Source organism: Legionella genomosp. 1, assembly GCF_900640215.1.
Taxonomy (GTDB): Bacteria; Pseudomonadota; Gammaproteobacteria; order Legionellales; family Legionellaceae; genus Legionella_C; species Legionella_C quinlivanii_A.
This window is the reverse complement of record NZ_CAAAJH010000003.1, coordinates 122,240-145,434: the sequence shown is the minus strand read 5'-3', so window position 1 is coordinate 145,434 and position 23,195 is coordinate 122,240. Positions and strand designations below refer to the sequence as shown.

The window sequence follows — 23,195 nt, the reverse complement described above, 5'->3', positions numbered from 1 at the left end:
GCTTCGCCCGACAGTACATTTTTAATCAAACTCAACAAAAGAACGCCATATTGATAAAATGTCGGGCGAAGCGCCCGACCTACTTTATGGTTAAAACTTGTGAAGTGTCCTGCTCACGTTGTCTTATGGCGAAGACGGAGTGTCCGAGACAAGTTCTATCTCTGTTTGTTTTGTTTCCACCACTTCTTCGATCGTAATTGATGGTTTTTTGCTGACTGGCTTTTTCCAGAAAAATGAATAAAGTGAGTCTTTAAAGCCAGGTGCATTTTCTGATTTAGCTTCTTCTTTTGGTGGGGCAATTAGAGAGGCAAGAAACTCAGGCAGTTCAACCTTCAGATTTTTAAACTCGCCCGATTTGAGCAGTTCCTCAATGGTTTTGGCCGGCGATAAATTTGGCAAATACACCAAAAGTAACCTTAGCAGACCGACATTGGTAAAGGCAGTTAGTAGCAGGCGATAAAAAAACATCGTAGTAAGTGTTAGAAAATCGTGCTGCAAATCAGGACGATTACGAAGTTTGGCATAGTGCCAGAACATGGTCATTGCTTGCTGACCCGCAATTACCGCAGCCAGCTTCCCCCAATAGGTGGGATCGTTTGCTGATATAATCATTACCAGTAAACGGGTCCAGTCTACATAATTATTATACAGTGTATACATCTGGCTAGCTTTTAAAGCAGCAACATCCGCGGGCTTCAAATTCCATTCTGTAAAAAAATTGCGCAGCAATTCAAGGTTCATGGTGTGAATCCCCATACACCATCCTCTGGCTCGCTGCTTATAGAGATTTTGATCCGGCCCTAAAACAGTTGTGGGTACTTCGGTCGGAAACACATAATTGGCATCAAAACGCTGACGATAACCTAAACGAGCGGCACGAATACCCGTTTCAAGATCTTCGGCGATGAAGCGAGTGCTATGGGTTAATAATGTTCTTAACAAGACTGATATTTTCCAGAGAGCAATAGCGCCATGCGGATATAAAGCACCATGAAAGCGATCCTCAAACATTTTAAAATGATCTGCCTGCTTGTACTCAATAGATTGAAATTGCACTAGTCTGGATGGTGTTTCTTGCTTGGAAATAGCCATAATGGGATAGAAAATCCCTTTAAATTTTTCATTCTCTAACAAGCTTTCGTTAAATTTAAAATTAGATGGCGGATGGACGTCATCGTCACTCATCAGCGCAAATTCATGGTGATCTGCCTGAGCTAAAATAAGTCCAATAAATTGGGCAACTGTTTTGTTTCCACGACTATGCCAATAGTAATTAATTTGTTCGGATACCGATTTTGCAATGCTGAATGTATTGTCGGTGGGCTGCTCGCAGTTCCCATTGTCAATAATATAAATTTGCTCGGGTTCAACAATTTTTAAATACGCTCTGAGCGTAGCTTCTATTTCCTTGGAACTGTTGTGAGCAACGATGATTACAGCCATTTTTTTATTGTGAGCTTTAATGGCTGCCTGAGTGTTTTCCTCCTCAAGCTGGATTTCCACGTCTGCTGGCTCGGGGGCTTTCTCTGAAACCTCAGGAAGTTTATCCGGATACCTGGTGAAAGCCATAGTAACCAGCATCAATAGGGGTTCAAAACCATATAGGATAGCCATTAAAGGAATGAGATTGGATTTAACCGCGCGAACCAGATATTCAAAAAAACCCACATTAGTCTCTACAGCTACAACTGCTGCAATGAGTAATGCATAAAACAGAAAGAAGAATAGTTTGCGTAAAGTGAATGGGAAAATAATTTCGCGGGGATCAAAAATAGATTTGATAAAATTCCAGTCCATTGAAGGGGTAAGTTTCATGAGTAACTCAATATCTCAAAAATTAATAAATTGCCATTTCCTGCTGATGCAGTGGCATAGTAATGCCAATTGACAGGAGATAACCTCAAAAAAAGCAATAATTTTAAAGAATTTAATCGTGAAATGAAATAAAGCGACAGTTATTAAACAGAGAGCTAAACTTTATAATAAGGAATTTCGCAAACTGCGATAAAAATCGGTATAATTGAAATTTTATTCTTAAAGTTATCATATGAAGATTCTAGCTGGATTACATCGTTTTCCATCAGATATGGGATGTGTAGCAACAATCGGTAATTTTGATGGCGTACATTTAGGGCATCAGGCCATCCTGAAAAGATTGCAGCAAAAATCAAGGGAATTGAATTTGCCCTCTGTTGTATTGACATTTGAACCGCAGCCCGCCGAGTTTTTTCTTGGAAAGGACACTTTGGCGCGATTATCTACTTTCAGAGAAAAGGTAGAAATTTTTTCCAGATACGGGATAGATTATATTTGTCGGTTAAAGTTCAATAGTGAAATGGCTTCAATGAGCGCTGAAACCTTTGCAAAAAAGTATCTTCTCGATTTATTACAACTGCGCTATTTAACAGTGGGCAATGATTTCCAGTTCGGGGCCAACCGTCAGGGAAATGCGCTATTATTAAATGATTATTTCAAGGCTCAAGGCCGGGAATTAGAGATATTTCCTGATTTTGAGATAAATGGCAAACGAGTCAGTTCCACCCGAATCAGAAAACTGTTGAAAGAGGGCAGGCTAACTCAGGCTGCCAGTTTACTAGGCCGTACTTACAGCATTTCCGGGCGGGTGGTTGTCGGAAACAGGCAAGGTCACAAATGGGGAATTCCCACAGCGAATATAGCCCTTAACAGAAAAATACCTCCGTTTACAGGTGTGTTTTGCGTCGAAGTGAAACGGTGTAACGGCAAGATATATCATGGTGTCGCCAATTTGGGAGTTCGCCCAACAGTTGACGGTACTAAAACAGTATTGGAAGTTCATTTGCTCAATTTTCAGGAAAACCTGTATAGTGAACGATTACAAGTATTTTTCTTGCATAAATTAAGAGATGAAATAAAATTTTCCAATTTGGAAGATTTAATCCAGCAAATTAGAAATGATATTGTGGCGGCAGAACACTATTTTTCAAACAGCCGCCTGAATTTAACGCTTTTAGCAGAGTAAGTAATGGCAGATTATAAAGACAGCTTAAATTTACCGAACACTTTATTTCCAATGAAGGCCAGTCTGGCGCAGCGGGAACCGGAACGCCTTGCGGGCTGGCAGGATGCCAGGCTTTATCAGCAAATCAGATCAGAAAGAAAAGGTGCCGACAAGTTTATTCTGCATGATGGCCCTCCCTATGCAAATGGTCATTTGCATTGTGGACATGCCTTAAATAAAATTTTAAAGGATATTATTGTCAAATCCAAAACCATGAGCGGGTACGATTCACCATTCCAGCCCGGTTGGGATTGTCATGGCTTGCCTATTGAACTAAATGTTGAAAAAAAGATTGGGAAGGCCGGAGTAAAGGTTTCTGCAAGAGAGTTTCGTGAAAAATGCAGGGAATATGCCGCAAGCCAGATTGATATCCAGCGGGATGAATTTCAACGCCTGGGCGTTTTTGGTGACTGGGAGCATCCCTATGCTACATTTGACTTCTCTTATGAAGCTAATATTATTCGTGCACTCGCAAAAATCATTGAAAACGGCCACCTGCAACAGGGATTTAAGCCTGTGCATTGGTGTATTGAATGCGGCTCTGCCCTGGCTGAAGCAGAAGTTGAATATGAAGAAAAAACATCCAGCTCTATTGATGTAAGTTTCTATGCGATTCATCCCGAGCAAATACTTAAAATTTTTGCTGCGGGTCGGGCAGTCAAACCCGTTATTTTCCCGATATGGACTACGACTCCCTGGAGTTTGCCTGGAAACGAAGCGGTTTGCCTGCATCCGGAATTAAGTTATGAACTCGTGGATGCCGGGGCAGCCTGTTTTATTATTGCCTCCGAACTGGTTGAGAGCTGTATGAGCCGCTACGGTTTCTCTGAATACCAGTCTCTTGGACAGGTTCCTGGCTTGGATCTGCTAAAGCAGGCTCTGCAACATCCATTTCTGGATAAAACTGTTCCTGTAATTCTTGGTGAACACGTTACGATTGACGCAGGCACCGGCTGTGTGCACACAGCGCCGGCACATGGTCCGGACGATTATCAGGTGGGCAAAGCCTATAATTTGCCTCTGATTAACCCCATTAAAGCGAATGGCTGTTATGCTGCTGATGTGGAATACTTTGCTAATCAATCCGTCCTGAAGGTTAATGACAAGATTATTGCGCTACTTGAGGAACGAAAAGTACTGCTGAAAAATGAAGTCATTCGGCATAGTTATCCGCATTGCTGGCGTCACAAAACACCGATGATATTTCTTGCAACCCCACAATGGTTTATTTCCATGGAAAAAAACGGGCTGCGAACACAAATCTTAAAAACTATTAATGAAGTGAACTGGATGCCGGAGTGGGGCAAAGCCCGTATTGCCGGGATGATTGAAACAAGACCCGACTGGTGTATTTCCCGGCAAAGAGCCTGGGGCACGCCGATGCCCTTAATGGTTCATAAAGAAACCAGAGAGCTTCACCCAAATATAATCGACTTGATAGAGCAGGTTGCAAAACGCGTTGAAGAGAAGGGCATTGATGCCTGGTTTGAACTTGATTTGAAAGAACTTCTGGGCGATGAGGCAGAAAACTATGAAAAAATTACCGATACCCTGGACGTGTGGTTTGATTCCGGCGTTTCTCACTACAGTGTATTGAAAGCGAATCAAGAGTTATCGCTTCCGGCGGACATTTATTTTGAAGGCTCCGATCAGCATAGAGGCTGGTTTAATTCCTCGATCACAACCGCCGTTGCCATTTATGGACATGCTCCTTATCGTACCGTTCTGACCCACGGATATACAGTAGATGCAGAAGGAAAAAAACTGTCAAAGTCCAAAGGGAATTATGTCGCTCTGGATAAACTCATCGGCCAGCACGGCGCAGATATTCTTCGTCTCTGGGTTTCATCTACTGATTACCGTAACGAGGTAAGTATTTCAGAGGAAATTATAAAACGAAATGCCGATGCCTATCGGCGAATCAGGAATACAGCCCGATTTTTATTAGCCAATTTATTTGATTTTGATCCCCAGACAGACTTATTGCCTGCCGATAAGCTGGTGGACATCGATCGCTGGGTTGTCAAGCATAGCCAGCAGTTACAGGAAGAAATTCTGCAGGCTTATGAGCAATATAATTTTCATATTATTTATCAGAAAATTCATAATTTTTGTGCTGTTGATCTTGGCAGCTTCTATCTTGACGTCATTAAAGATCGACAATATACGACCCCGAAAAACAGTATAGCCAGACGCTCCTGCCAAACAGCAATGTATTATATCATCCACGCGATGACTCGCTGGTTAGCTCCCATTCTGTCATTTACCGCCGATGAGATTTGGCAGTATATCCCAGGCAAATCCTCTGAATCGGTGATGCTGGAGGAGTGGTATGATAGTTGGCCTGAAATTGGTCACGTGGATATGGCATTCTGGCGGCAATTACTCGAAATCAGAGATGAAGTAAATAAAGCACTCGAAGCTCAGCGACAGCAGGGAGTTATAGGTTCTGGATTAGCGGCAGAAATTCGCCTGTATGTTAGTCCGGCGCTTTTAGATAGACTCAACCCCCTTGAAAATGAGCTGCGTTTTCTGTTTATTACTTCGGACGCTAAAGTTTTTTCAATTGAGGAAAAGCCGGAAGAGCTTTCTACACTCTCTGATTTTGAGCTTGCAATCGAAGTCAATGCCAGCCCTTATGAAAAATGCATTCGTTGCTGGCATCGTCGTGACTCTGTTAACAAGCAGGAAAATTTTCCCGAAGTATGTGATCGTTGTGCAGACAATTTAAGTGGTCAGGATGAAGTGAGACAATTTGCATGAAGAAATGGCACTGGTTCATTATTAGTATCCTGGTAATTGCTCTGGATCAAATAAGCAAATATTGGGCGTCGACCCATCTGGTTGCTTATCAGCCAGAGCCTTTGATCCCAATGGTTAATTTTACCCTGGCGTATAATACGGGGGCCGCATTTAGTTTCCTGAGTGGAACAGGCAGCTGGCATCGCTGGTTTTTTGCAGGCTTTAGTATTGTAATGAGTATTGCACTAATAATCTGGCTGGTGCGTTTACCGAATAAAGCAATTCTGCAGTCACTTGCAGTTAGCCTTATCCTCGGTGGGGCGATTGGCAATTTGTATGATCGTGCACTGCTGGGACATGTAATTGATTTTATTGATGTGTATTACCAGAATTATCATTGGCCAGTCTTTAATCTGGCCGATAGCGCGATTTGCCTGGGAGCTTTTTTCCTGCTCCTGGATCTATGCAAGAGCCCCGTCCGATAATGAGGTTAATAATTTAACCTCTGGATTCAGAATGCTGATTGCAGCAACTGACGGCAAGCTTAAATAATGCTCTGCTTCATCCCATTCGACTTCCGCGGGGAATAAACGAAGCGTGGGTAAACACTTATTTAATAGTGCGCAAAATGATAAGGACGCAGGAAAAGGCCTTGCCTGATGGTAGCCGAGTGCCATTACCTGCATTGCCTCTGACAGCGTGGCAATTCCTGGAAGATGGTTAATTGAATAGATAGCAGCTGTTTGTGCAATAGCGGGTAAAAAACCCGGGCTGGAAACAAAGTGTACACCTGCCTGATAGCAATCTTCCAATTGTTGGGTGCTGATAACGTTACCTGCTCCAATGCGCAGTCCGGGAAATTCGGTCAGAATTTTTTTCAAAAGCCCTTCATCACAGCTGTTGATCTCAACGACCGAGAAACCTGCCTTTGCAATTTGTCTAAGCCGGTCAAATAAATAGGCATCGACATCGAGGCTTATTATAATTGATTGATTTCCAAACAATTTATCTGTCATCATAAATTTTCGCTAATACAGGCGCCGTAATGACTCCTATGTTAGAAGACTTACAAACTCTTAGCAAGCCTTTTGTAATGAAGGAAGCAGCTCATGCTGTCAAAGCTTACCTCAGGACCCAAATTGAACTAAACTTAATACAAGGACTATCGTTCACAGGAAAGGATCCGTCATGAATACGAATAAAATAAGCGCGATTTTCCGTGATGAAAGAACCCTCGAAAAAGCGATCAGCCATTTGACTGAAAAAACCCTTTCTTTGGGTGAAGTCAGTGTTCAGGGTCCTCCATCGAAAATGGTAGAAAAATTCGGCAAGCCTTATGTTAATCCGGAAACTGTACAGAAAGCAGAGGATTTTTCGCCAAAGCAAGAACCCTACATGCATGATGATTTTGGCTGGGTTCAAGGATTTTCAATATCAATTCCTATGTTTGTCGGCATTATTCTCGGCCTGCTCGCCGGAGGCGAATTGAATCATTATGCTGATAATATTATTTTTGGAATCATCGGCGGCTTAATTGGTGCGGCAATTGGCTTCGGTATAATGAAGTCCATTAGAAATGCACGTAAAGCCAAAATTGAGAAGCAGGAGCATATGGGTGGTTTTGTGTTATGGCTGGCATGCACTAACGAGCAACAGCAGCAAGCGATCTTCTCTATATTAAATGAACATCATGCTGAGAATATTACTTTGCACTCCGACAGTCCTCATATCGTTTCATAAAGGAGTATTCTTATGGGCAATGTTGAGCAGTTTTTGAAATCCACCGCCTTTGCCGTAGTCGGGGCCTCAAGTAACCGCAGCAAATTTGGCAATAAAGTATTACGCTGCTACCTGGCTCACGATATGAAAACCTATCCGGTTAATCCATTCGAGGATAACATTGAGGGGCAGGCAAGCATCAAAGATCTTTCAGATCTTCCTGATGAGGTTGAGAGTATATCGATTATCACGCCTCCTGCTATTACCGAAAAAATTGTTGACGCGGCCATTACAAAGGGAATAAAAAACATCTGGATGCAGCCCGGAGCTGAAAGTGAATCAGCCATTGAGCAAGGCTTAAGGCATGGAATCAACGTAATAGCTAGAGGCCCTTGTATTCTGGTGGTATTGGGATTTGATGAGTGGTGGTGAGTAATTAGATCGATTGCCTTAACTGCTCGATAGTCATTGGTGGATAGAAATAGATACCCTGAAACAGATTGCAACCTCTTGATTTGAAAAACTCCAGATCATCTTCCCGCTCAATGCCCTCAATAATGACTTCACTCTTCTGTAATAACAATTGTTTAAGCATAATATCAATTTCAGTCTGATCTACTTTTCGTTCATAAATTTTTCGTACATAGTAGCGATCAAATTTAATCTGCCTGGCGCCAATTTCAGCCATAAAGCGATAAGATGTAAATAAGGAATAACCACAGGACACCGCAATATTGATTCCGCTTTTCTGTAATAGCTGTACGCTCATAGCGGCGGCCTGTAGCTTTGTCATTAGATCGTTATTAATTTCAAGACTTAACATCGAGGGTGAAAAATCATAATGCTGCAAATTGTCCTGCAATTCCTGATAAAAATCCGGATGAAGAAACTGTGAGGCACTAATATTCACATGAAGTCTGAGGCTTGTGGAGTTAATCATTTTCATATCTTGTAAGGCCTGAGCAATAACCCATTTTTCAATCGCAGGCAAAAGCTGATATTTTTCGGCAATAGGGAAAAATTCATTAGGCAATAGCAGACCGCCCTGATCGTCCTTGCATCGTAGAAACGCTTCGATGGCAACAATTTGGTTGTCCATGGTGACAATGGGTTGATAAAAAAGACAAAGTCCTTCGTTATTCAAAGTTTCTTTAAGATAGGAGTAGGTAATCAGATTCGATGATGATTTATTTTGAGGTTCATCAATAAAATAAGACGATTGTTTGTTGATAGTTTTCGCATGCAGCATCGTAGAAACTGCTTTCACTAATAAAGTATCGAGATAAATTCCATTTTCAGGATAGACTGCAGCGCTAAGCGACAAGCCAATGGGCTGGTTAGCTGATTTATTTTCCGAGTTAATCATTTCAATCAGGACCAGGCGAAGATGGCCTAGAATCTGTTCCAGCGCATTTCGTTGTTGAAAACTGGCGATGGCGATTAAATAATTGTGATTCAGTTTACCGGCAAAAACAAATTGCTGTGATTGACTGGACAGGTAGCTCACTATCTTGTCGCTAGCACTCTGATGACTGTTTTTACCATTGGGTTCATAATCGGGCGTTTCAATTTTCAATAAAATAAGCGCAAAACTGTCGTTATTATTATCACCGGTATTTTCGTCAAAAAAACTGGACAGTGTAATTTCTGATCCGGGTAGCAGGTTAGGACAGGCATCAAATTGCGGCATATGAGTTATGACAGAGTCAACTAAATCACCGAGTATTTGTACTGACAATAAGCGCAGGAGATAGAACTGCAGATCGCCTTCATCGTCATTAATCCTTATAATCAGAACATTGGCGAGATAGGCCTGTCCTGTGCGGGTGCGATTTATCATAGAACCTTGCCAGCGCTGATTTATCTCAAGGAACTGTTCAACCTTTTTAAAATAGGAGTCATCGTGCAGACCTGAGCCTAACAAGAAAGCATCCTGTCCAATTAGTTCGGCGGGGGAATAACCAGTGATGCGCGATGCAGTGACATTATTCAATATGATTTTATTGAGCGAATTGAGAACAAAGACCCCATCCTGAGAACTTTCAATAAGCTCATTGATGAGTCTGAACTCTAAACCGGTCGTGTCCATATAATCATTCCTTTGAGCCTGTTAAATCAAGTGGGCAGATTGATAAACTAATCCCTTAGATTCATCTGATACCACAGTATACCTATACTGTTTCCTTTAAAAAATCCTTTTTGACGAATTGCAGAATTTTTATTGAGTAGTTTTTGCTGCTTCATAAATTGGGTATAGCTAACCAAGGGAATTTGTCAAATACATTACGGTAATTACTTATAGAAATTAGCTACCAGCACTGGTCAACGGTTCCGCTTGGTGCCCCACCAGGCCCCGCAGCAATTCCTTTAGCCCCCAGGCTATTAACAGTTAAGGTCTGACAGAGGCGATCGTCACGACCCTGGTTATTTCGCGGGATGGCCTGGAGCGTATAGGTAGAGGCTGTTTGCGAGCTGATAGAAAGCGTATACCATCCTTCGGGCGATATATTGCTGGAGCGGATATCATTGGCGCCGCCAGTTCCGATTGTAGCGTTTAAATAGGTATTACGCTCTGAATAGTAGCGCTCCATTCGGCTTGCCAGGTCCATTATTGCGGATTGACCGTCGCTTCGTCTGGCGCTAACGATGTATTGTAAATAACTCGGGTAAGCAATACTGACCAGAATTCCAATAATGACCATGACAATCAGTAATTCAATTAGTGTAAATCCTTTTTTCATAATACCCTCTAAAAGACTGGTGAACTTAGTTGATAATCACTTGTACTGATCTGAACCTGCGGTGGTTTTCGATTCAAAGTATAAGCGGAATATAATTGTTCCGCCGATTTATGGAATAAGCGGTTGCAGGGCGTATCATCTTTTGCTTTTGAAAGATGAGCCTTGGGCAAATCATCGATAAGCATTTCAAGAAGGCATTGCGTAGAATCCTGGTCTTCCAGACGTTCAATACGCATTACATCTTCCTGAAAATAATCAAAATCAGTTTGCGGCTGGTGTGCTGCGGCATCCTGGGCCGCGAAAGCCCAATGAAACAAAGCATGTCGGCCTAACTGGATCTCTTTTAAAATTAATTGACGACTAAACCCGGCAGCCTGATCGATTAGATTGCTGGATTTTGTGACAATCGTCGCACTTAAACGCAGTAAATAGCCTATCGTGTAATCTGAAACATAGCCAGTGTAAAATAAAGTCTTTCCCAGCATGAATGCTGCCAGTCGGCTTATGGGATCAATTAATGTCAGAGACAGGCGAATCCCAAGAAAAGTCAGATCCAGAAGCGGAAGAATGACGAGATTTTTTAGTAACTGAAAAACGGGGATTATCACCATACACACCAGGGTAGCCAGTAAATTAAGCAAGGTATTATTGGAGTAGCGCTGAATCGGGTTGTTAAATCCATAAAGCGGTGACAGGCGAAAACCTGATAAATAATTCCAGCCTGTTTTTCTCTCTGCAAATTCACTAAGACTTTGTCCGATCGCCTGAACATTTCCAAGCGCTCCCAGTGTTTTGCTAACGAGACTGGTAATGCCTCTAAATGGCACATGAATAAACAGGGTGCTTAACTCCATAAATGGAATTGTTAAGAGGGTGAGCGTAAAATCCAGTGTACCAGCGACAATTTCTTTAGCTGTTTGTATAGTTAGTGAAAGGCTTTTGCCAAGACCCGACCCAAAGCCATTTTTAAACCCGTAATAGCGCCATTCAATAAAGGGCGATATGGCAATTTTGAGGAAAATAAAGCCGCCATGTAATAACCATTTAATGGTTCCCAAAAGCCAATCATCACCCGGATGCATGATGGTGTCAAAGGCGGCTGCACCAAATTTTCCTCCAACAGCCAATCGATTGGGCCAGGGAAATGTGCCCATTTCTTTCTCAATCGCAGGAAATGTCTTGCATAAACCATAACCTAGTCCAAGAGCGAGGCTGATGATGATCGCAACCTGGGCGGGCTCATCTTTCAGAACGCTCACCGCTTTAATAAAGAATTGATCCAGGTCACCGCCCACAATGACTCCCTGCCAGTAAGTGACAGCCGCAGAAATGGCCTCCGAAACGGTACCGTGGCTCATCCAGCGCCCTAAAGCCTGAGTTGGTTCAATACCGTAGATCAAACCATTCAGATGAAGCTTGACCAGGATGGACTTTAGCAGCTCCGGAGCGGCAACAGCACCCGCACCGTAAATATAGGCAGCAAGTGCCAACGATCCAATGATAGGATTTTGTTCGCTAATATCAATGAACAGAGCGGAAAAATGCCTTAATACGCCCAGCACTCTATGAAATGGATTGTTGTAAGGAGGAGGGCTTGGCACATGTTCAGCTCTGGCGATGACATATTGGTTGACATGTATTTGTCTTTTAACAAACTCCTCCAGCGTTTCTCCATTGGCAAGCAGCCCCTGACCCTGAAGAATGTCTTGTAAACTTCGCAGGTGGGCTGGCAGCACTCGTAAGGGTTTAGACGGGGAACTTTCTTTTTTTAATTGGGGATGGCCTGAATGCAGATGATTGAAAAAATCATCCTTCAGGGTTTCAGTGATATAAGCGTAAACCTTTGTATATAAAAATTTAAAAAAACGAGGAATGTTCACTAAAAATGCTTTGAATGTTAATTTCGCCCGTTCAGGGAAATAGAGATGGCGCTTGCTCAATTGCATCAGAGTCAGCAGGTCCTGATTCGTTGGTAAAATATAATAAAATTCATCTTCCTTAAAATAATGCCATTGACGTATGCGATTATTTTTTCTAAGGACAATTGAATTTGAGCCTGCCAGATGCACCCAGGAGCCGTCATGAGCGGTCCATAACAATTGTTCTGCCTGTTCAAAGGTCTCGGTTTTAGCAATTTCCACGGGATTATTCACCAGGCTTTCAACTAATGAATGAAGATTCAGGTGAGCTTGCTGTCCAACACCTTCAAAAAAATAATAAGGCTCAATACTGGTAGTCGATATTCCATTTAATCGCTTTTCTTCTCTAAGCTTTGGCTCGGGCTTTTGTGGCATTGCCAGATAATCAACCCATTTCTGGATATCCTGCCATCGCTTTCTTAAAAATGTCTCCAGCCGCTTAAAACGGTTGGCATCAATCTGGTTTAGTTCATTTGCTTCATTGAAACCATATTGACGCGAAATAACCCAGAGCGCTTCTTTCAATAATTCTTCTTTATCACCATTTTCCAGGTGAGTCTCACTATCCCAGATAAAACAAGGATTGTTCTTCGTTTCAGATACCCTGGAAAAATCATGTTGATCAATTCTACTTACTGGAAAAACCCGATTAAATTCATATCGTTGAGCAAAGTCACGTGCATGAAATAAAATTTTACCGAGCGTTCCCTCCGAAACGGCAGGATGATTGGCCAGCAAAATATTCCCATCCTGGCATGCTTCAATGACTGCGAGTACTTTAATGCGCAGGTCTTCTTGTCTTGACCATTCCTCACACTGAATTTGTCGTTCCTCTTCAAGAAGCAGAGATAACTGTTTAATACAGTTTTGCGTCAGCTGAATTTTTTTCTTCTGATGAATTGAAAGCGGTCTGTCATAAGAATCCGCGTGCAGGAAATAGCCGTTTAAACGGCTGATGGTATTGGCAATCAGAGAGGAAGGCCGCTCTCCAGGCATCTCCTGGAGCAGCGCGGTATCTTCTGTCATCAGCAATATTTGCATTGATTTATTGTCATGACGCGCTAATAGCCGCAGAATACCTCCCGGTATACGGTAATCCATACTATAATGCCCGTATAATAAGCTAGCCTCTTTGGGCGTTAAGCTGCTCACTGTTGCTGTTTCGTTATCAACAGGTTTAACGGTTAAGGGAATAGCTATTTGCAGATGATCATCCGTTGCTCTTAAATTGGCCATTTGCTAGTTACCGTTTATCCATATGGTCTTAAACATTAGCGTTATTAGGGTTGATAAGGCAAGTGCTTTTGAATAAGTAATCTTATCAATTCACGGTTACTGTATTGACCGAGTCATGCTAAAATGACTCCAAATTAATCAAGGTTTTATTGAATGACTAGTTATTGCGGCTATATTGCTTTAGTAGGGCGTCCTAATGTAGGCAAATCAACCCTGTTGAATCGAATTTTAAAACAGAAAATCAGTATCACTTCGCGAAAACCTCAAACGACGCGACATAGTATATTAGGGATTGATACCTGCGGCGACTACCAATATGTCTATGTAGATACGCCGGGTATTCATCAGGGTTCCAAAAAAACCATGAATCGAATGATGAATAAAACAGCCATCAGTGTGCTGCGTGATGTCGATGTGGCTGTATTGGTAGTAGATGGAACGCATTGGAATGACGAGGATGAGTATGTCCTTAAGCTAATCAGGCAATCAGGCGTACCCTGTATACTCGCGATTAATAAAGTGGATAAGCTTGCAGACAAATCCGCCTTGCTGCCCTGGATCGATAAAATATCTCAGCAGCATAACTTCGTTGCCATGATTCCCTTATCAGCAAGAACCGGGGTGCAGGTTGAAGAATTGCAGAATCAGCTTAAGCCGTTTTTACCCGAAGGTCCCCATTTGTTTGGAGAGGATCAAATCACCGACAGGCCGATAAAGTTTCTTTGCGCAGAACTGCTTCGTGAAAAAATATTCCGTCTCTGCGGACAGGAGCTGCCCTACTCGACGACAGTGGATCTTGAATCCTACAAAGATGAAGGAGACCTGGTGACCATTCATGCCCTGATTCTGGTCGACAAAGATAATCACAAGCGAATGATAATCGGCGATAAAGGGAAAAAGCTGAAAGAAATGGCGACTAGCGCCCGTCTGGATATGGAAGAGTTACTGGGCAAAAAAGTATTTTTACGTTGCTGGTGTAAAGTGAAGTCAGGCTGGTCTGATGATGAGCGTATGCTACGGCAATTAGGCTATGATCACTGAAACCTGTAAAGCATGGCTTTTGCACAGGCGCCCATCGGGGGACAGCAGTCTTCAAGTACGTTTTTTTACAAGAGAAATGGGCGTAATTGATTGCCTGTATCGAGGCGGGCGCAAACCTGGAAAACATGCTTTGGTACAGCCTTTCTCTGCATTGTGGTTATCGGTTAATCTGCGAAGAGATTTTTTCTATATTAATACCGTGGAGTCAACAGAAACTATTCTCGACTTGCAGGGAAACGCTTTATTTACAGCACTTTACCTTAACGAACTAATCTATTATACAATCAGGCCCCAGGATCCCTGTCCCTGGTTATTCGACAGTTATGAATTAACACTTAAGGCACTGCAGATTACTAATGACAAGCTGGCGATTGAAATCATACTGAGGCAGTTCGAGAAGTGTTTATTAAGTACCTGCGGCTATAGTCTGAATCTCAGCGAAGAGGCTTCAACAGGAGATGCCATTGCTGCAGATCATTATTATCAGTTTATTCCGGGTACTGGTTTTCTTTTATCCCGTCAAGGTTTTCAGGGATCTGATATACTCGCTTTTGCCAATCAGGATTTCAGTCGTCTGTCTGTTCTTAAAATGGCTAAAACCATTATGCGTCAAGCCATTGATCACTTATTGGCCGGCCGCGAGCTGAAATCGCGAGCCCTGTTTTTAATTCCCAGGAGCGAATGATTCCTGGAGGGTGTTCATTAAACGGTGTCATTACACCCGTCATCTCGAATGCAGTGAGAGATCTCCTGAATCTGATATGGCATGACACAGTTTGATGAAGACTTCTCGATTCTTCTACTTTCTCGCATTATAACCTGATATGATAAATTGAAATGAAGTGCCGGCCACTTGGTTATTCTATTGCATTTGTAACAGGTGAAGTATGTTAAAAGAGATATTATTAGGCGTAAATATTGATCACATCGCAACCATTCGTCAGGCCAGGGGCACTCGATACCCTGATCCGGTACAGGCAGCAATGGAGGCAGAAGAAGCGGGCGCGGATGGCATCACTTTGCATATGCGGGAAGATCTGAGGCACATACAGGCCCGGGATGTCCGATTGATTAAGGCTGTTTTACAAACAAGAATGAATCTCGAACTGGCCGTTACTGATGCTATGCTGGATTTTGCTGAGGAAATTTCACCTGAGCATGCCTGTCTGGTTCCTGAAAAAAGAGAAGAGCTGACTACTGAAGGCGGTTTGGATGTGCTTACTCATTTTACAGCCGTATCAAACGCTGTAAGACGGTTGAAGGCTAATGGCAGTGAAGTTTCTCTGTTTATTGATGCTGATCTTAAACAAATTGATGCGGCGGTTGAGACAGGGGCTCCGGTTATTGAAATTCATACGGGATGCTATGCCGACGCAAGCAGTCCGGAAACTCAGAATATTGAGCTGGAACGAATAAAGCTGGCTGCAAATTATGCTGCCAGCAAAGGTCTGATTGTAAACGCGGGGCATGGTCTGCATTATCATAATGTAAAAGCCATCGCGGCTATACCGGAAATGAATGAACTAAATATTGGGCATGCCATCATTGCGAGAGCACTGTTTACCGGTTTAAAGCAGGCAGTGAAGGATATACGTCAACTCATGCTGGAAGCAAGGAATTATGTCAACAACTGATGCGATTGTAATTCGCCTCACCGGAGATTCTGGTGATGGGGTTCAATTACTAGGCGAGCAACTCACTATTACTGCTGCACTTACCGGACGAGAGGTGCGTACTCTGCCCGATTTTCCGGCTGAGATCCGTGCACCGGCTGGAACGGTGGCGGGAGTGTCCGGTTTTCAGTTAGCGATGGCGGAAGAGGCTATTTTTACCGCCGGTGAAACTTTAAATGTATTGGTCGCTTTAAATCCTGCAGCCTTAAAAAATTCTCTGGAGTTTTTATCTCCGGGGGGCTTGCTGATTATCAATGAAGACAGCTTTACTGAGAAGGATTGGCAAAAGGCTGGTTTAAGCAGCGATTTTTTAAAAGGGGCCAGCGAGCTTTATCAGATTTTGAGTCTGCCGCTAATCAGTCTGACTATCAAAGCAGTAGAGGGCCTGGGTATTACGCATGCTCAAGCCAAGAAGACCAAGAATTTTTATGTGCTGGGTCTGGTATTATGGCTTTTTGATTTACCTGCCGAAAATTGTCTGGCGTTTATTGCTAAAAAATTTAAAAACAATTCAGAAATTGCCAAAGCAAATGAATTGACGTTATTGGCTGGTTATAACTACGCCATGACGCTGGAACTGGCCAGACAGCATTTCATGTTGGGCAAGATGAACAGAGAGCCAGGGGAATATCGGCAGATTACCGGAGTTGAAGCTTTGAGCATGGGACTTGCAGCCTTAACTGTGGGTACCCAGACCAGAATGCTGGTATCCGGATATCCTATTACGCCTGCTTCCGCCATTTTACATGAGTGCGCAAAATTCACTGATTATGGTATTCAGTTATTACAGGCTGAAGATGAAATTGCCGCTGTCTGCGCCTGCATTGGCGCGGCTTTCGGGGGCAACCTTGCTTTGACTTGCACCTCCGGTCCGGGCCTTGATTTAAAAAGCGAGGGCTTGGGGCTTGCGGTGATGACTGAATTACCCCTGGTCGTGGTCGATGTACAACGGGCCGGCGCTTCCACCGGATTGCCAACTAAAACAGGGCAAAGCGATCTCAGGCAGGCTTTATATGGACGTCATGGTGAAGCTCCTTTACCGGTTATTGCTGCTCGTTCGGCAGCCGATTGTTTCAAAACTATTATTGAAGCATTCTCAATAGCAGTTTCTTATATGACGCCAGTGATTGTTTTGCTGGATGCTTATCTGGCCAATGCCGCAGAGCCCTGGAAAATTCCTGACTTCGACTCTTTGAAATTACCTGAGATAGAATTTAACCATTTTGATAAGCCTTATCAGCGTGACGATAAATTGGCTCGGAGCTGGAATCCGCCAGGTGTACCTGGCTTTATACACCAGATTGGTGGGCTGGAGAAACAGGGAGAAGAAGGGAAGGTCAGTTACGATGCTCAAAACCATCAGAATATGGTGAATTTACGAGCTGCCAAGATTGCAGGGATAAGCAAAATTTATGAGCCACTTCATGTCGAAGGAAGTCAGAACGCTTCAACATTAGTAATAGGATGGGGAAGTACCTATGGCAGTCTTAAATCAGCTGTTCAGCATGCGGCTTTAGAAGGGCTTGAGCTTGCCCTGCTACAACTTCGTCATTTGAATCCATTTCCAGGTGATCTGGGTCCTTTGCTCAAAAAATACAAGAAGGTGCTGGTGGCTGAACTGAACTCCGGACAATTATGCCAGTTGCTCAGAGCCGAGTATTTGGTCGATTGCCGTTCAATCAATCAGTGTAACGGTCAACCATTTACAGTCAGTTTTTTACTTCAAGCCATCAAAGCGGAAGTCGATTATGAACACTCAATACAAGCGTGATGATTTTGCCAATTCAAATGAAGTTCGCTGGTGTCCTGGATGCGGTGACTACGCTATCCTGATGGCATTGCAGCGCTTGCTCCCGGAGCTTGGCCTGCCGCCAGAACAGCATGTATTTATATCAGGAATTGGCTGTGCCGGCCGGCTTCCTTATTACATGAACACCTATGGTCTGCATACAATACATGGAAGGGCGCCTGCTGTCGCAACAGGTCTCAAAACCATGCGAGACGATCTTACCGTCTGGATTATTACCGGAGATGGAGATGCTTTGAGTATTGGCGGTAATCATTTTATTCATTGCCTGCGCCGTAACGTCAATGTCAATATTTTATTGTTTAACAATCAGGTCTATGGTTTGACTAAAGGTCAGTTTTCACCGACCTCTCAAAAAGGTCAGATTACAAAAACCTCACCGCAGGGCGTTAATAATGAACCCATTAATCCCCTTATGCTTGCTTTGGCAGCAGGAGCCAGCTTTGTTGCCAGAGCAGTTGATAAAGATCCCAATCATCTAATCACAGTGCTCAGGAAAGCTTATGAGCATCCTGGATGCTCATTTGTTGAAATTTATCAGGATTGCAATATTTTCAATAATGGTGCTTTTGATGGTTTTGCCTTAAAAACAAACCGTGCGGACAAGACCGTGCTATTGGAAGAAAATAAACCTCTTGTGTATGGAAGCAATGGTGAGAAGGCTTTATCATTGAAGGGAGAGACACTTGGAATCATTGCTCATGATGAACAAAACACTTATGTCCATGATAGCAGCAATCTGATAGCCGCCATGCGCCTGGCTCAGATTCATTATCCAGATTATCCAGTACCCTTGGGTGTTTATTATCAGCAGCCACGTCAATGCTATCAGTTTGATAAACCAATAACTAAAACAAAAGCTGATGTAGAGCATTTATTCAGGGCAAAGGCGTCCTGGAGTCAGGATTAGCATATCATTCGTAATCGAAGGCCTGGTTTCGAGGGATCCAGAAGACTCATAAGAGAAGCACTGCACCTGCGGACAAGCCGCAGGGCGTAGTGGAGATGTACAGATACCTTTCAGATCAGGAAGTTTAGCAAATGTAGCTTAAACTCAGTTGCAATTGATGGGCATAGAAATTATCAGTTTCAATTCCTTTACCTACTGTTTGGCCAGAAGCGCGACTTAATTCAGTTTTACCCCAATCTGCAAATTCATAACCTAAGCCGACTTGCCAGTTAGAATTCAACGCTGTTTGCAATCCGATCCCCAGCGTATAAACAAAAGATGATTTTGTTTCTGAGTTAAATGGAGGCGCTGGAATTTCTTGAAATATTCTGGCAGCAATCTGGAAATCTCGAGCCTGATTAAAACCTATACCGGCGCTTGCGCTGACATAAGGCTCAACCCACTCATCAAGATCCATAAGCAGCTTACCTTTTACAGCAAGATGATAATGATTCACTTTATACTGATAGGTAAAATTATTAAATGCAGGGTCAGCATCTTCCCAGACATCGCCTTCCAGTTTTACCTGTGTTGTAGCTGCTCCCGCTATTCCGATTTGACCGCGTAGCGTATTATTGATGGGGTGTTGCCAGCCAAGGAATAACTCGATAGCAGGAACGACTTTTGAGTTGGTGGTATCAGAGTAGGTTTTAACAATATCAGGTTGTAGCGTCAGGGTTTGAGTTTCGCCAGGATCGACCCAGGCTGCAGCGAGACTTACAGTCGCTACATAAGCTCCCGCTGGTACCGCACCCATTGTGCCAGCGAAAGAACTGGAAGCGAGTAACATGCCTATCGAAATTAGAGCATTATTTTTTGTATGCATGTCTTGTCCTTGACTTATAATTGGAGACAATATTAAAAAAACGGGTTAATGATATGATCGATAAGCAGTTTAGGCAAGAAGGGGATGAAAAAATCCCGACTGGCGTCGGGATTCAGATAGGAAAACGAATTGATTAATCTCTGTTGCCTGCAAAAGCGCTTAGTATGTTCAATAAACTGATAAACAGGTTATATATTGATACATAGAGAGATATCGTTGCGGAAATGTAATTTGTCTCACCGCCATGAATAATTTCGCTGGTCTGGAAAAGAATCAAACCGGAGGAAATCAATACAAAGGCCGCTGAGATAGTTAACTGAAGAGCAGGGATATCAAAGAACAGACCTGCAATCATAGCCAGCAACGCAACCATCATTCCCACAAAAAGAAAGCCGCCAAGGAAGCTGAAATCCTTTTTAGTTGTCAGGGCATAGCCAGACAAGGCGAAGAAAATCATTCCGGTGCCGCCCAGTGCAGTACCAATCAGTTGCGGTCCATTAGAAAAACTGGCGACATAAAAGTTAAGAATAGGACCCAGGGTGTATCCGAGAAAGCCTGTGAACGCGAATGCGCTAACCAGTCCCCATACGCTGTTACGCAGAGCCTGAGTCAGAAACATTAAACCGTACACACCTGCTATCATGACAAATGGGTTCATTGGGCCTGCTTTGCTTGCATAAGACAGATAGGCTGTCAGTGCGCTAAACAGGAAAGTCATACTCAGAAGCAAATAAGTGTTTCGCAAAACACGATTGGTCGCGAGTACCGAATCGTTGCGTTGGCTTAAAACAGTAACGTCATTTCTATTCATTGACAGCTCCGGTTGTTTTGTCCTAATTAAAATAATATATAGTTATTTTAGCATATATATGGGAATGACTCTTGGCATTTCAAGTCTATAGAGATATTAAATTGAACTCAATAGTGTGACTACTGTAACCATCGTTGAATAGAATAATCAGAAAGTTAAAAGCGTGTAATATTCAATTATTTGAGAGTAGAATGAGATTCTGTTTTATGCAAGGAACACAATGATGTCCAAAGTGGCTGTATTACAAATGGTTTCTTCTGCCTCACCCGCTGAAAATTTGCGCCAGGCCGATTTATTGCTGGCAAGTGCAAAAGAGCAGAATGCTGAGTTAGCGGTTCTTCCAGAAAATTTTGCATTTATGGGATTGAAGGAAACCGACAAGCTTGGCTTGGCGGAGGCTTATCCGCACGGCGAAATTCAGGAAAAAGTCAGTGCGCTTGCCAGTAAATACAGGCTTTGGATTATCGCTGGAACAATACCGGTCAAAGGGTTGCAGGATAAAGTGCGTTCCTCAAGCCTTGTATTTGATGAACATGGCATTTGTGCAGCCCGTTACGATAAAATCCATTTGTTTGATGTCAGAGTGTCTGAGCAAGAGGCCCATCAGGAGTCTCTGACAATTGAAAGAGGAAGCGAGCTGGTGGTTGTGGATACACCTGTAGGTAAAATCGGCTTGACAGTTTGCTACGATTTGCGTTTTCCAGAATTATATCAACAATTATTGATGAGGGGAGCAGAATTATTTTCCGTTCCTTCAGCATTTACGGCCATAACTGGCATGGCGCACTGGGAAGTTTTACTGAGAGCGCGTGCCATTGAAAATTTATGTTATGTGCTTGCCGCCAACCAGGGTGGAACACATCAAAATGGCAGACAGACTTATGGTCATAGTATGATTATTGAGCCTTGGGGGAAAGTTCTGGGCCAACATGAGAACAATGCAGGTATGGTGACTGCGGATATTGATTTGCCGCGGTTGCATCAGTTAAGACGGCAATTTCCCTGTGTGGAACATCATGTCTTGATATGTAACTGAGGTTTATGCGGTCATGGTAGGTTAAATAACGTATAAGGTGTTTATTATGAGTCAGGCGCTGGCAATTGCCAAAGAATTAATTTTAAAACCCGCTTCCCTTGATGAATCAACCATCGCTAAGCTGGTTCGTTCGATAATGGGTCAGCATGTGGATGATGCTGATCTTTATTTTGAAAGCAGCAGCTATGAGTCCTGGTATCTGGAAGATTCCGAAGTTAAAAGCGGCAGCTATTCTCATGATAAAGGAGTAGGGATTCGAGCAGTTAGCGGTGATAAAACCGGTTACGCCTACTGTGATGATATCATTTTACCTGCATTGCAACGTGCCGCAGATGCCGCGCGTTCAATTGCTCTGGTCGCGACTAATCCTGTGCAGGCCATTCATGTGTCTGGAGCGCCTGTTGCCCGCTATCAGGGTATTAATCCGATTGAGGGAATGAATAAGCAGGAAAAAATCGCACTACTGGAAGCGATAGATAAGGAAGCTCGCCGTCTTGATCCCAGAGTGATTCAGGTGAATGCTTCATTGAGCGGCTGTTATGAAGTGATTATGATCGCCGGGATTGAGGGAAGAATGGTTGCAGATATCAGACCATTGGTAAGCATTCATGTTAGTGTACTGGTGGAAGATAAAAACGGCCGCCGTGAAAGCGCTCGCTCTGGAGGAGGAGGCCGGGTTCCCTATTCCTACTTTCTTGAGAAGGATCGTGCCTTGGAGTATGCACGAGAAGCTGTGAGGGAAGCTTTGATAAATCTGGAAGCAGAAGATGCCCCCGCAGGAACTATGCCTGTCGTATTAGGACCTGGCTGGCCGGGGGTGTTATTGCATGAGGCCGTAGGACATGGTTTAGAAGGTGATTTTAATCGTAAAGGCTTATCTGCGTTTTCCGGTAAAATCGGTCAGCAGGTTGCAGCCAAAGGGGTGACTGTGGTGGATGACGGTACTCTGGAAAATCGTCGCGGCTCCCTGACAATGGATGATGAAGGTACTCCAACGCAATGCACAACACTTATTGAAGACGGTGTATTAGTAAATTATATGCAGGATAAACTAAATGCCAAATTAATGGGAATGAAACCCACTGGAAATTGCCGCCGTGAATCCTACGCTCACGTACCAATGCCCAGGATGACTAATACTTATATGCTGGCTGGTCAATATGATCCGCAGGAGATAATTAAATCCGTTAAGAGAGGTCTGTACGCAGTTAATTTTGGCGGTGGACAGGTTGATATTACTTCCGGACAATTTGTTTTCTCTGCCAGTGAAGCCTATTTGATTGAAAATGGCAAAATCACAAAGCCTGTAAAAGGAGCAACACTGATCGGCAATGGTCCCGAAGTAATGAAGCAAATCAGTATGATTGGCAATGATTTGACCCTTGACGGAGGAATTGGCATTTGCGGCAAGGAAGGGCAATCCGTTCCTGTAGGTGTGGGGCAACCAACGCTTAAGATTGATGCTCTGACTATTGGCGGAACAAAATAAAGATTCTGAGGATTGTTTTTCAATAATTTCACTTGTCTGAGAACCTTTTCCCAAGCAGGGAGAAAGCTCGGGCAATAAATTAGGAAAATTTTATATAACACTGTCCTCCCCGCGAAGGCGGGGATCCATCTCTGAGCTCGCTATAATGCCAATTGAGGAATGAATT

19 protein-coding genes are annotated in these 23,195 nt (G+C 43.2%); 12 read left to right on the top strand and 7 right to left on the bottom strand.

The window, feature by feature from the left end; genetic code table 11:
* Positions 1-123 precede the first annotated feature (123 nt).
* Positions 124-1,815, bottom strand: coding sequence for a glycosyltransferase (locus E1O89_RS04495; RefSeq protein WP_133139133.1), 1,692 nt, complete (start codon positions 1,813-1,815; stop codon positions 124-126).
* Positions 1,816-2,047: 232 nt separating this feature from the next.
* Between E1O89_RS04495 and ribF the strand changes: the two genes are divergently transcribed.
* From ribF to lspA, 3 genes are read left to right on the top strand one after another with little or no spacing between them, the layout of a single operon-like run.
* Complete coding sequence (gene ribF, locus E1O89_RS04490; protein ID WP_133139132.1) at positions 2,048-3,001, top strand: bifunctional riboflavin kinase/FAD synthetase; 954 nt, start codon at positions 2,048-2,050, stop codon at positions 2,999-3,001.
* A gap of 3 nt (positions 3,002-3,004) precedes the next feature.
* On the top strand, positions 3,005-5,803 hold the full coding sequence (gene ileS, locus E1O89_RS04485) for an isoleucine--tRNA ligase (RefSeq protein ID WP_133139131.1): 2,799 nt from the start codon (positions 3,005-3,007) through the stop codon (positions 5,801-5,803).
* Positions 5,800-6,267, top strand: coding sequence for a signal peptidase II (gene lspA, locus E1O89_RS04480; RefSeq protein WP_112219782.1), 468 nt, complete (start codon positions 5,800-5,802; stop codon positions 6,265-6,267). Before ileS ends, lspA begins: the two co-directional genes overlap by 4 nt.
* Here lspA and E1O89_RS04475 read toward each other — a convergent pair.
* Positions 6,244-6,801 carry a multidrug DMT transporter permease gene (locus tag E1O89_RS04475; protein WP_058506686.1) on the bottom strand — a complete coding sequence of 186 codons (558 nt, stop codon included), beginning with the start codon at positions 6,799-6,801 and terminating at the stop codon, positions 6,244-6,246. The two genes, lspA and E1O89_RS04475, sit on opposite strands and share 24 nt — an antisense overlap.
* A gap of 169 nt (positions 6,802-6,970) precedes the next feature.
* Here E1O89_RS04475 and E1O89_RS04470 point away from each other — a divergent pair, with 169 nt between their 5' ends.
* Positions 6,971-7,522 (top strand): hypothetical protein, encoded by a 552-nt coding sequence (locus tag E1O89_RS04470; RefSeq protein ID WP_133139130.1) that lies wholly within the window; start codon positions 6,971-6,973, stop codon positions 7,520-7,522.
* A gap of 12 nt (positions 7,523-7,534) precedes the next feature.
* On the top strand, positions 7,535-7,933 hold the full coding sequence (locus tag E1O89_RS04465) for a CoA-binding protein (protein WP_410054757.1): 399 nt from the start codon (positions 7,535-7,537) through the stop codon (positions 7,931-7,933).
* A gap of 4 nt (positions 7,934-7,937) precedes the next feature.
* Here E1O89_RS04465 and E1O89_RS04460 read toward each other — a convergent pair whose 3' ends face one another.
* From E1O89_RS04460 to E1O89_RS04450, 3 genes are all read right to left on the bottom strand, one after another.
* Entirely contained in the window at positions 7,938-9,590 is a 1,653-nt protein-coding gene (locus E1O89_RS04460; RefSeq protein ID WP_133139128.1) for an EAL domain-containing protein, read from the bottom strand.
* Between the two features lie 220 nt (positions 9,591-9,810).
* Complete coding sequence (locus tag E1O89_RS04455; protein ID WP_133139127.1) at positions 9,811-10,242, bottom strand: type IV pilin protein; 432 nt, start codon at positions 10,240-10,242, stop codon at positions 9,811-9,813.
* An 8-nt stretch (positions 10,243-10,250) separates the two neighbouring features.
* Positions 10,251-13,397, bottom strand: a complete 3,147-nt coding sequence (locus tag E1O89_RS04450; protein ID WP_133139126.1) for a hypothetical protein — start codon at positions 13,395-13,397, stop codon at positions 10,251-10,253.
* 153 nt (positions 13,398-13,550) lie between these two features.
* Here E1O89_RS04450 and era point away from each other — a divergent pair, with 153 nt between their 5' ends.
* The 5 genes from era (at position 13,551) to E1O89_RS04425 (ending at position 18,828) form a co-directional block, all read left to right on the top strand.
* Complete coding sequence (era, locus tag E1O89_RS04445) at positions 13,551-14,438, top strand: GTPase Era (protein WP_133139125.1); 888 nt, start codon at positions 13,551-13,553, stop codon at positions 14,436-14,438.
* Positions 14,428-15,123: a DNA repair protein RecO gene (gene recO / locus E1O89_RS04440; protein ID WP_133139124.1), complete on the top strand. Its 696-nt coding sequence runs from the start codon at positions 14,428-14,430 to the stop codon at positions 15,121-15,123. Before era ends, recO begins: the two co-directional genes overlap by 11 nt.
* A 202-nt stretch (positions 15,124-15,325) precedes the next feature.
* Complete coding sequence (pdxJ, locus tag E1O89_RS04435; protein ID WP_133139123.1) at positions 15,326-16,072, top strand: pyridoxine 5'-phosphate synthase; 747 nt, start codon at positions 15,326-15,328, stop codon at positions 16,070-16,072.
* Positions 16,059-17,882: a 2-oxoacid:acceptor oxidoreductase subunit alpha gene (locus E1O89_RS04430; RefSeq protein ID WP_133139122.1), complete on the top strand. Its 1,824-nt coding sequence runs from the start codon at positions 16,059-16,061 to the stop codon at positions 17,880-17,882. Before pdxJ ends, E1O89_RS04430 begins: the two co-directional genes overlap by 14 nt.
* Entirely contained in the window at positions 17,860-18,828 is a 969-nt protein-coding gene (locus tag E1O89_RS04425) for a 2-oxoacid:ferredoxin oxidoreductase subunit beta (protein WP_112219772.1), read from the top strand. Before E1O89_RS04430 ends, E1O89_RS04425 begins: the two co-directional genes overlap by 23 nt.
* Before the next feature lie 124 nt (positions 18,829-18,952).
* Here E1O89_RS04425 and E1O89_RS04420 read toward each other — a convergent pair whose 3' ends face one another.
* Both E1O89_RS04420 and E1O89_RS04415 read right to left on the bottom strand, forming a co-directional pair.
* Positions 18,953-19,693, bottom strand: coding sequence for an outer membrane protein (locus tag E1O89_RS04420; protein ID WP_133139121.1), 741 nt, complete (start codon positions 19,691-19,693; stop codon positions 18,953-18,955).
* A 133-nt stretch (positions 19,694-19,826) separates the two neighbouring features.
* The gene (locus E1O89_RS04415) at positions 19,827-20,504 is read right to left on the bottom strand and encodes a Bax inhibitor-1/YccA family protein (protein WP_133139120.1); all 678 of its coding nucleotides are present in this window, start codon (positions 20,502-20,504) and stop codon (positions 19,827-19,829) included.
* A gap of 223 nt (positions 20,505-20,727) precedes the next feature.
* Between E1O89_RS04415 and E1O89_RS04410 the strand changes: the two genes are divergently transcribed.
* Positions 20,728-21,540, top strand: a complete 813-nt coding sequence (locus E1O89_RS04410) for a carbon-nitrogen hydrolase family protein (RefSeq protein ID WP_133139220.1) — start codon at positions 20,728-20,730, stop codon at positions 21,538-21,540.
* Positions 21,541-21,586: 46 nt separating this feature from the next.
* Positions 21,587-23,029, top strand: coding sequence for a metalloprotease TldD (gene tldD, locus E1O89_RS04405; protein WP_133139119.1), 1,443 nt, complete (start codon positions 21,587-21,589; stop codon positions 23,027-23,029).
* The last annotated feature ends 166 nt before the right edge of the window (positions 23,030-23,195 follow it).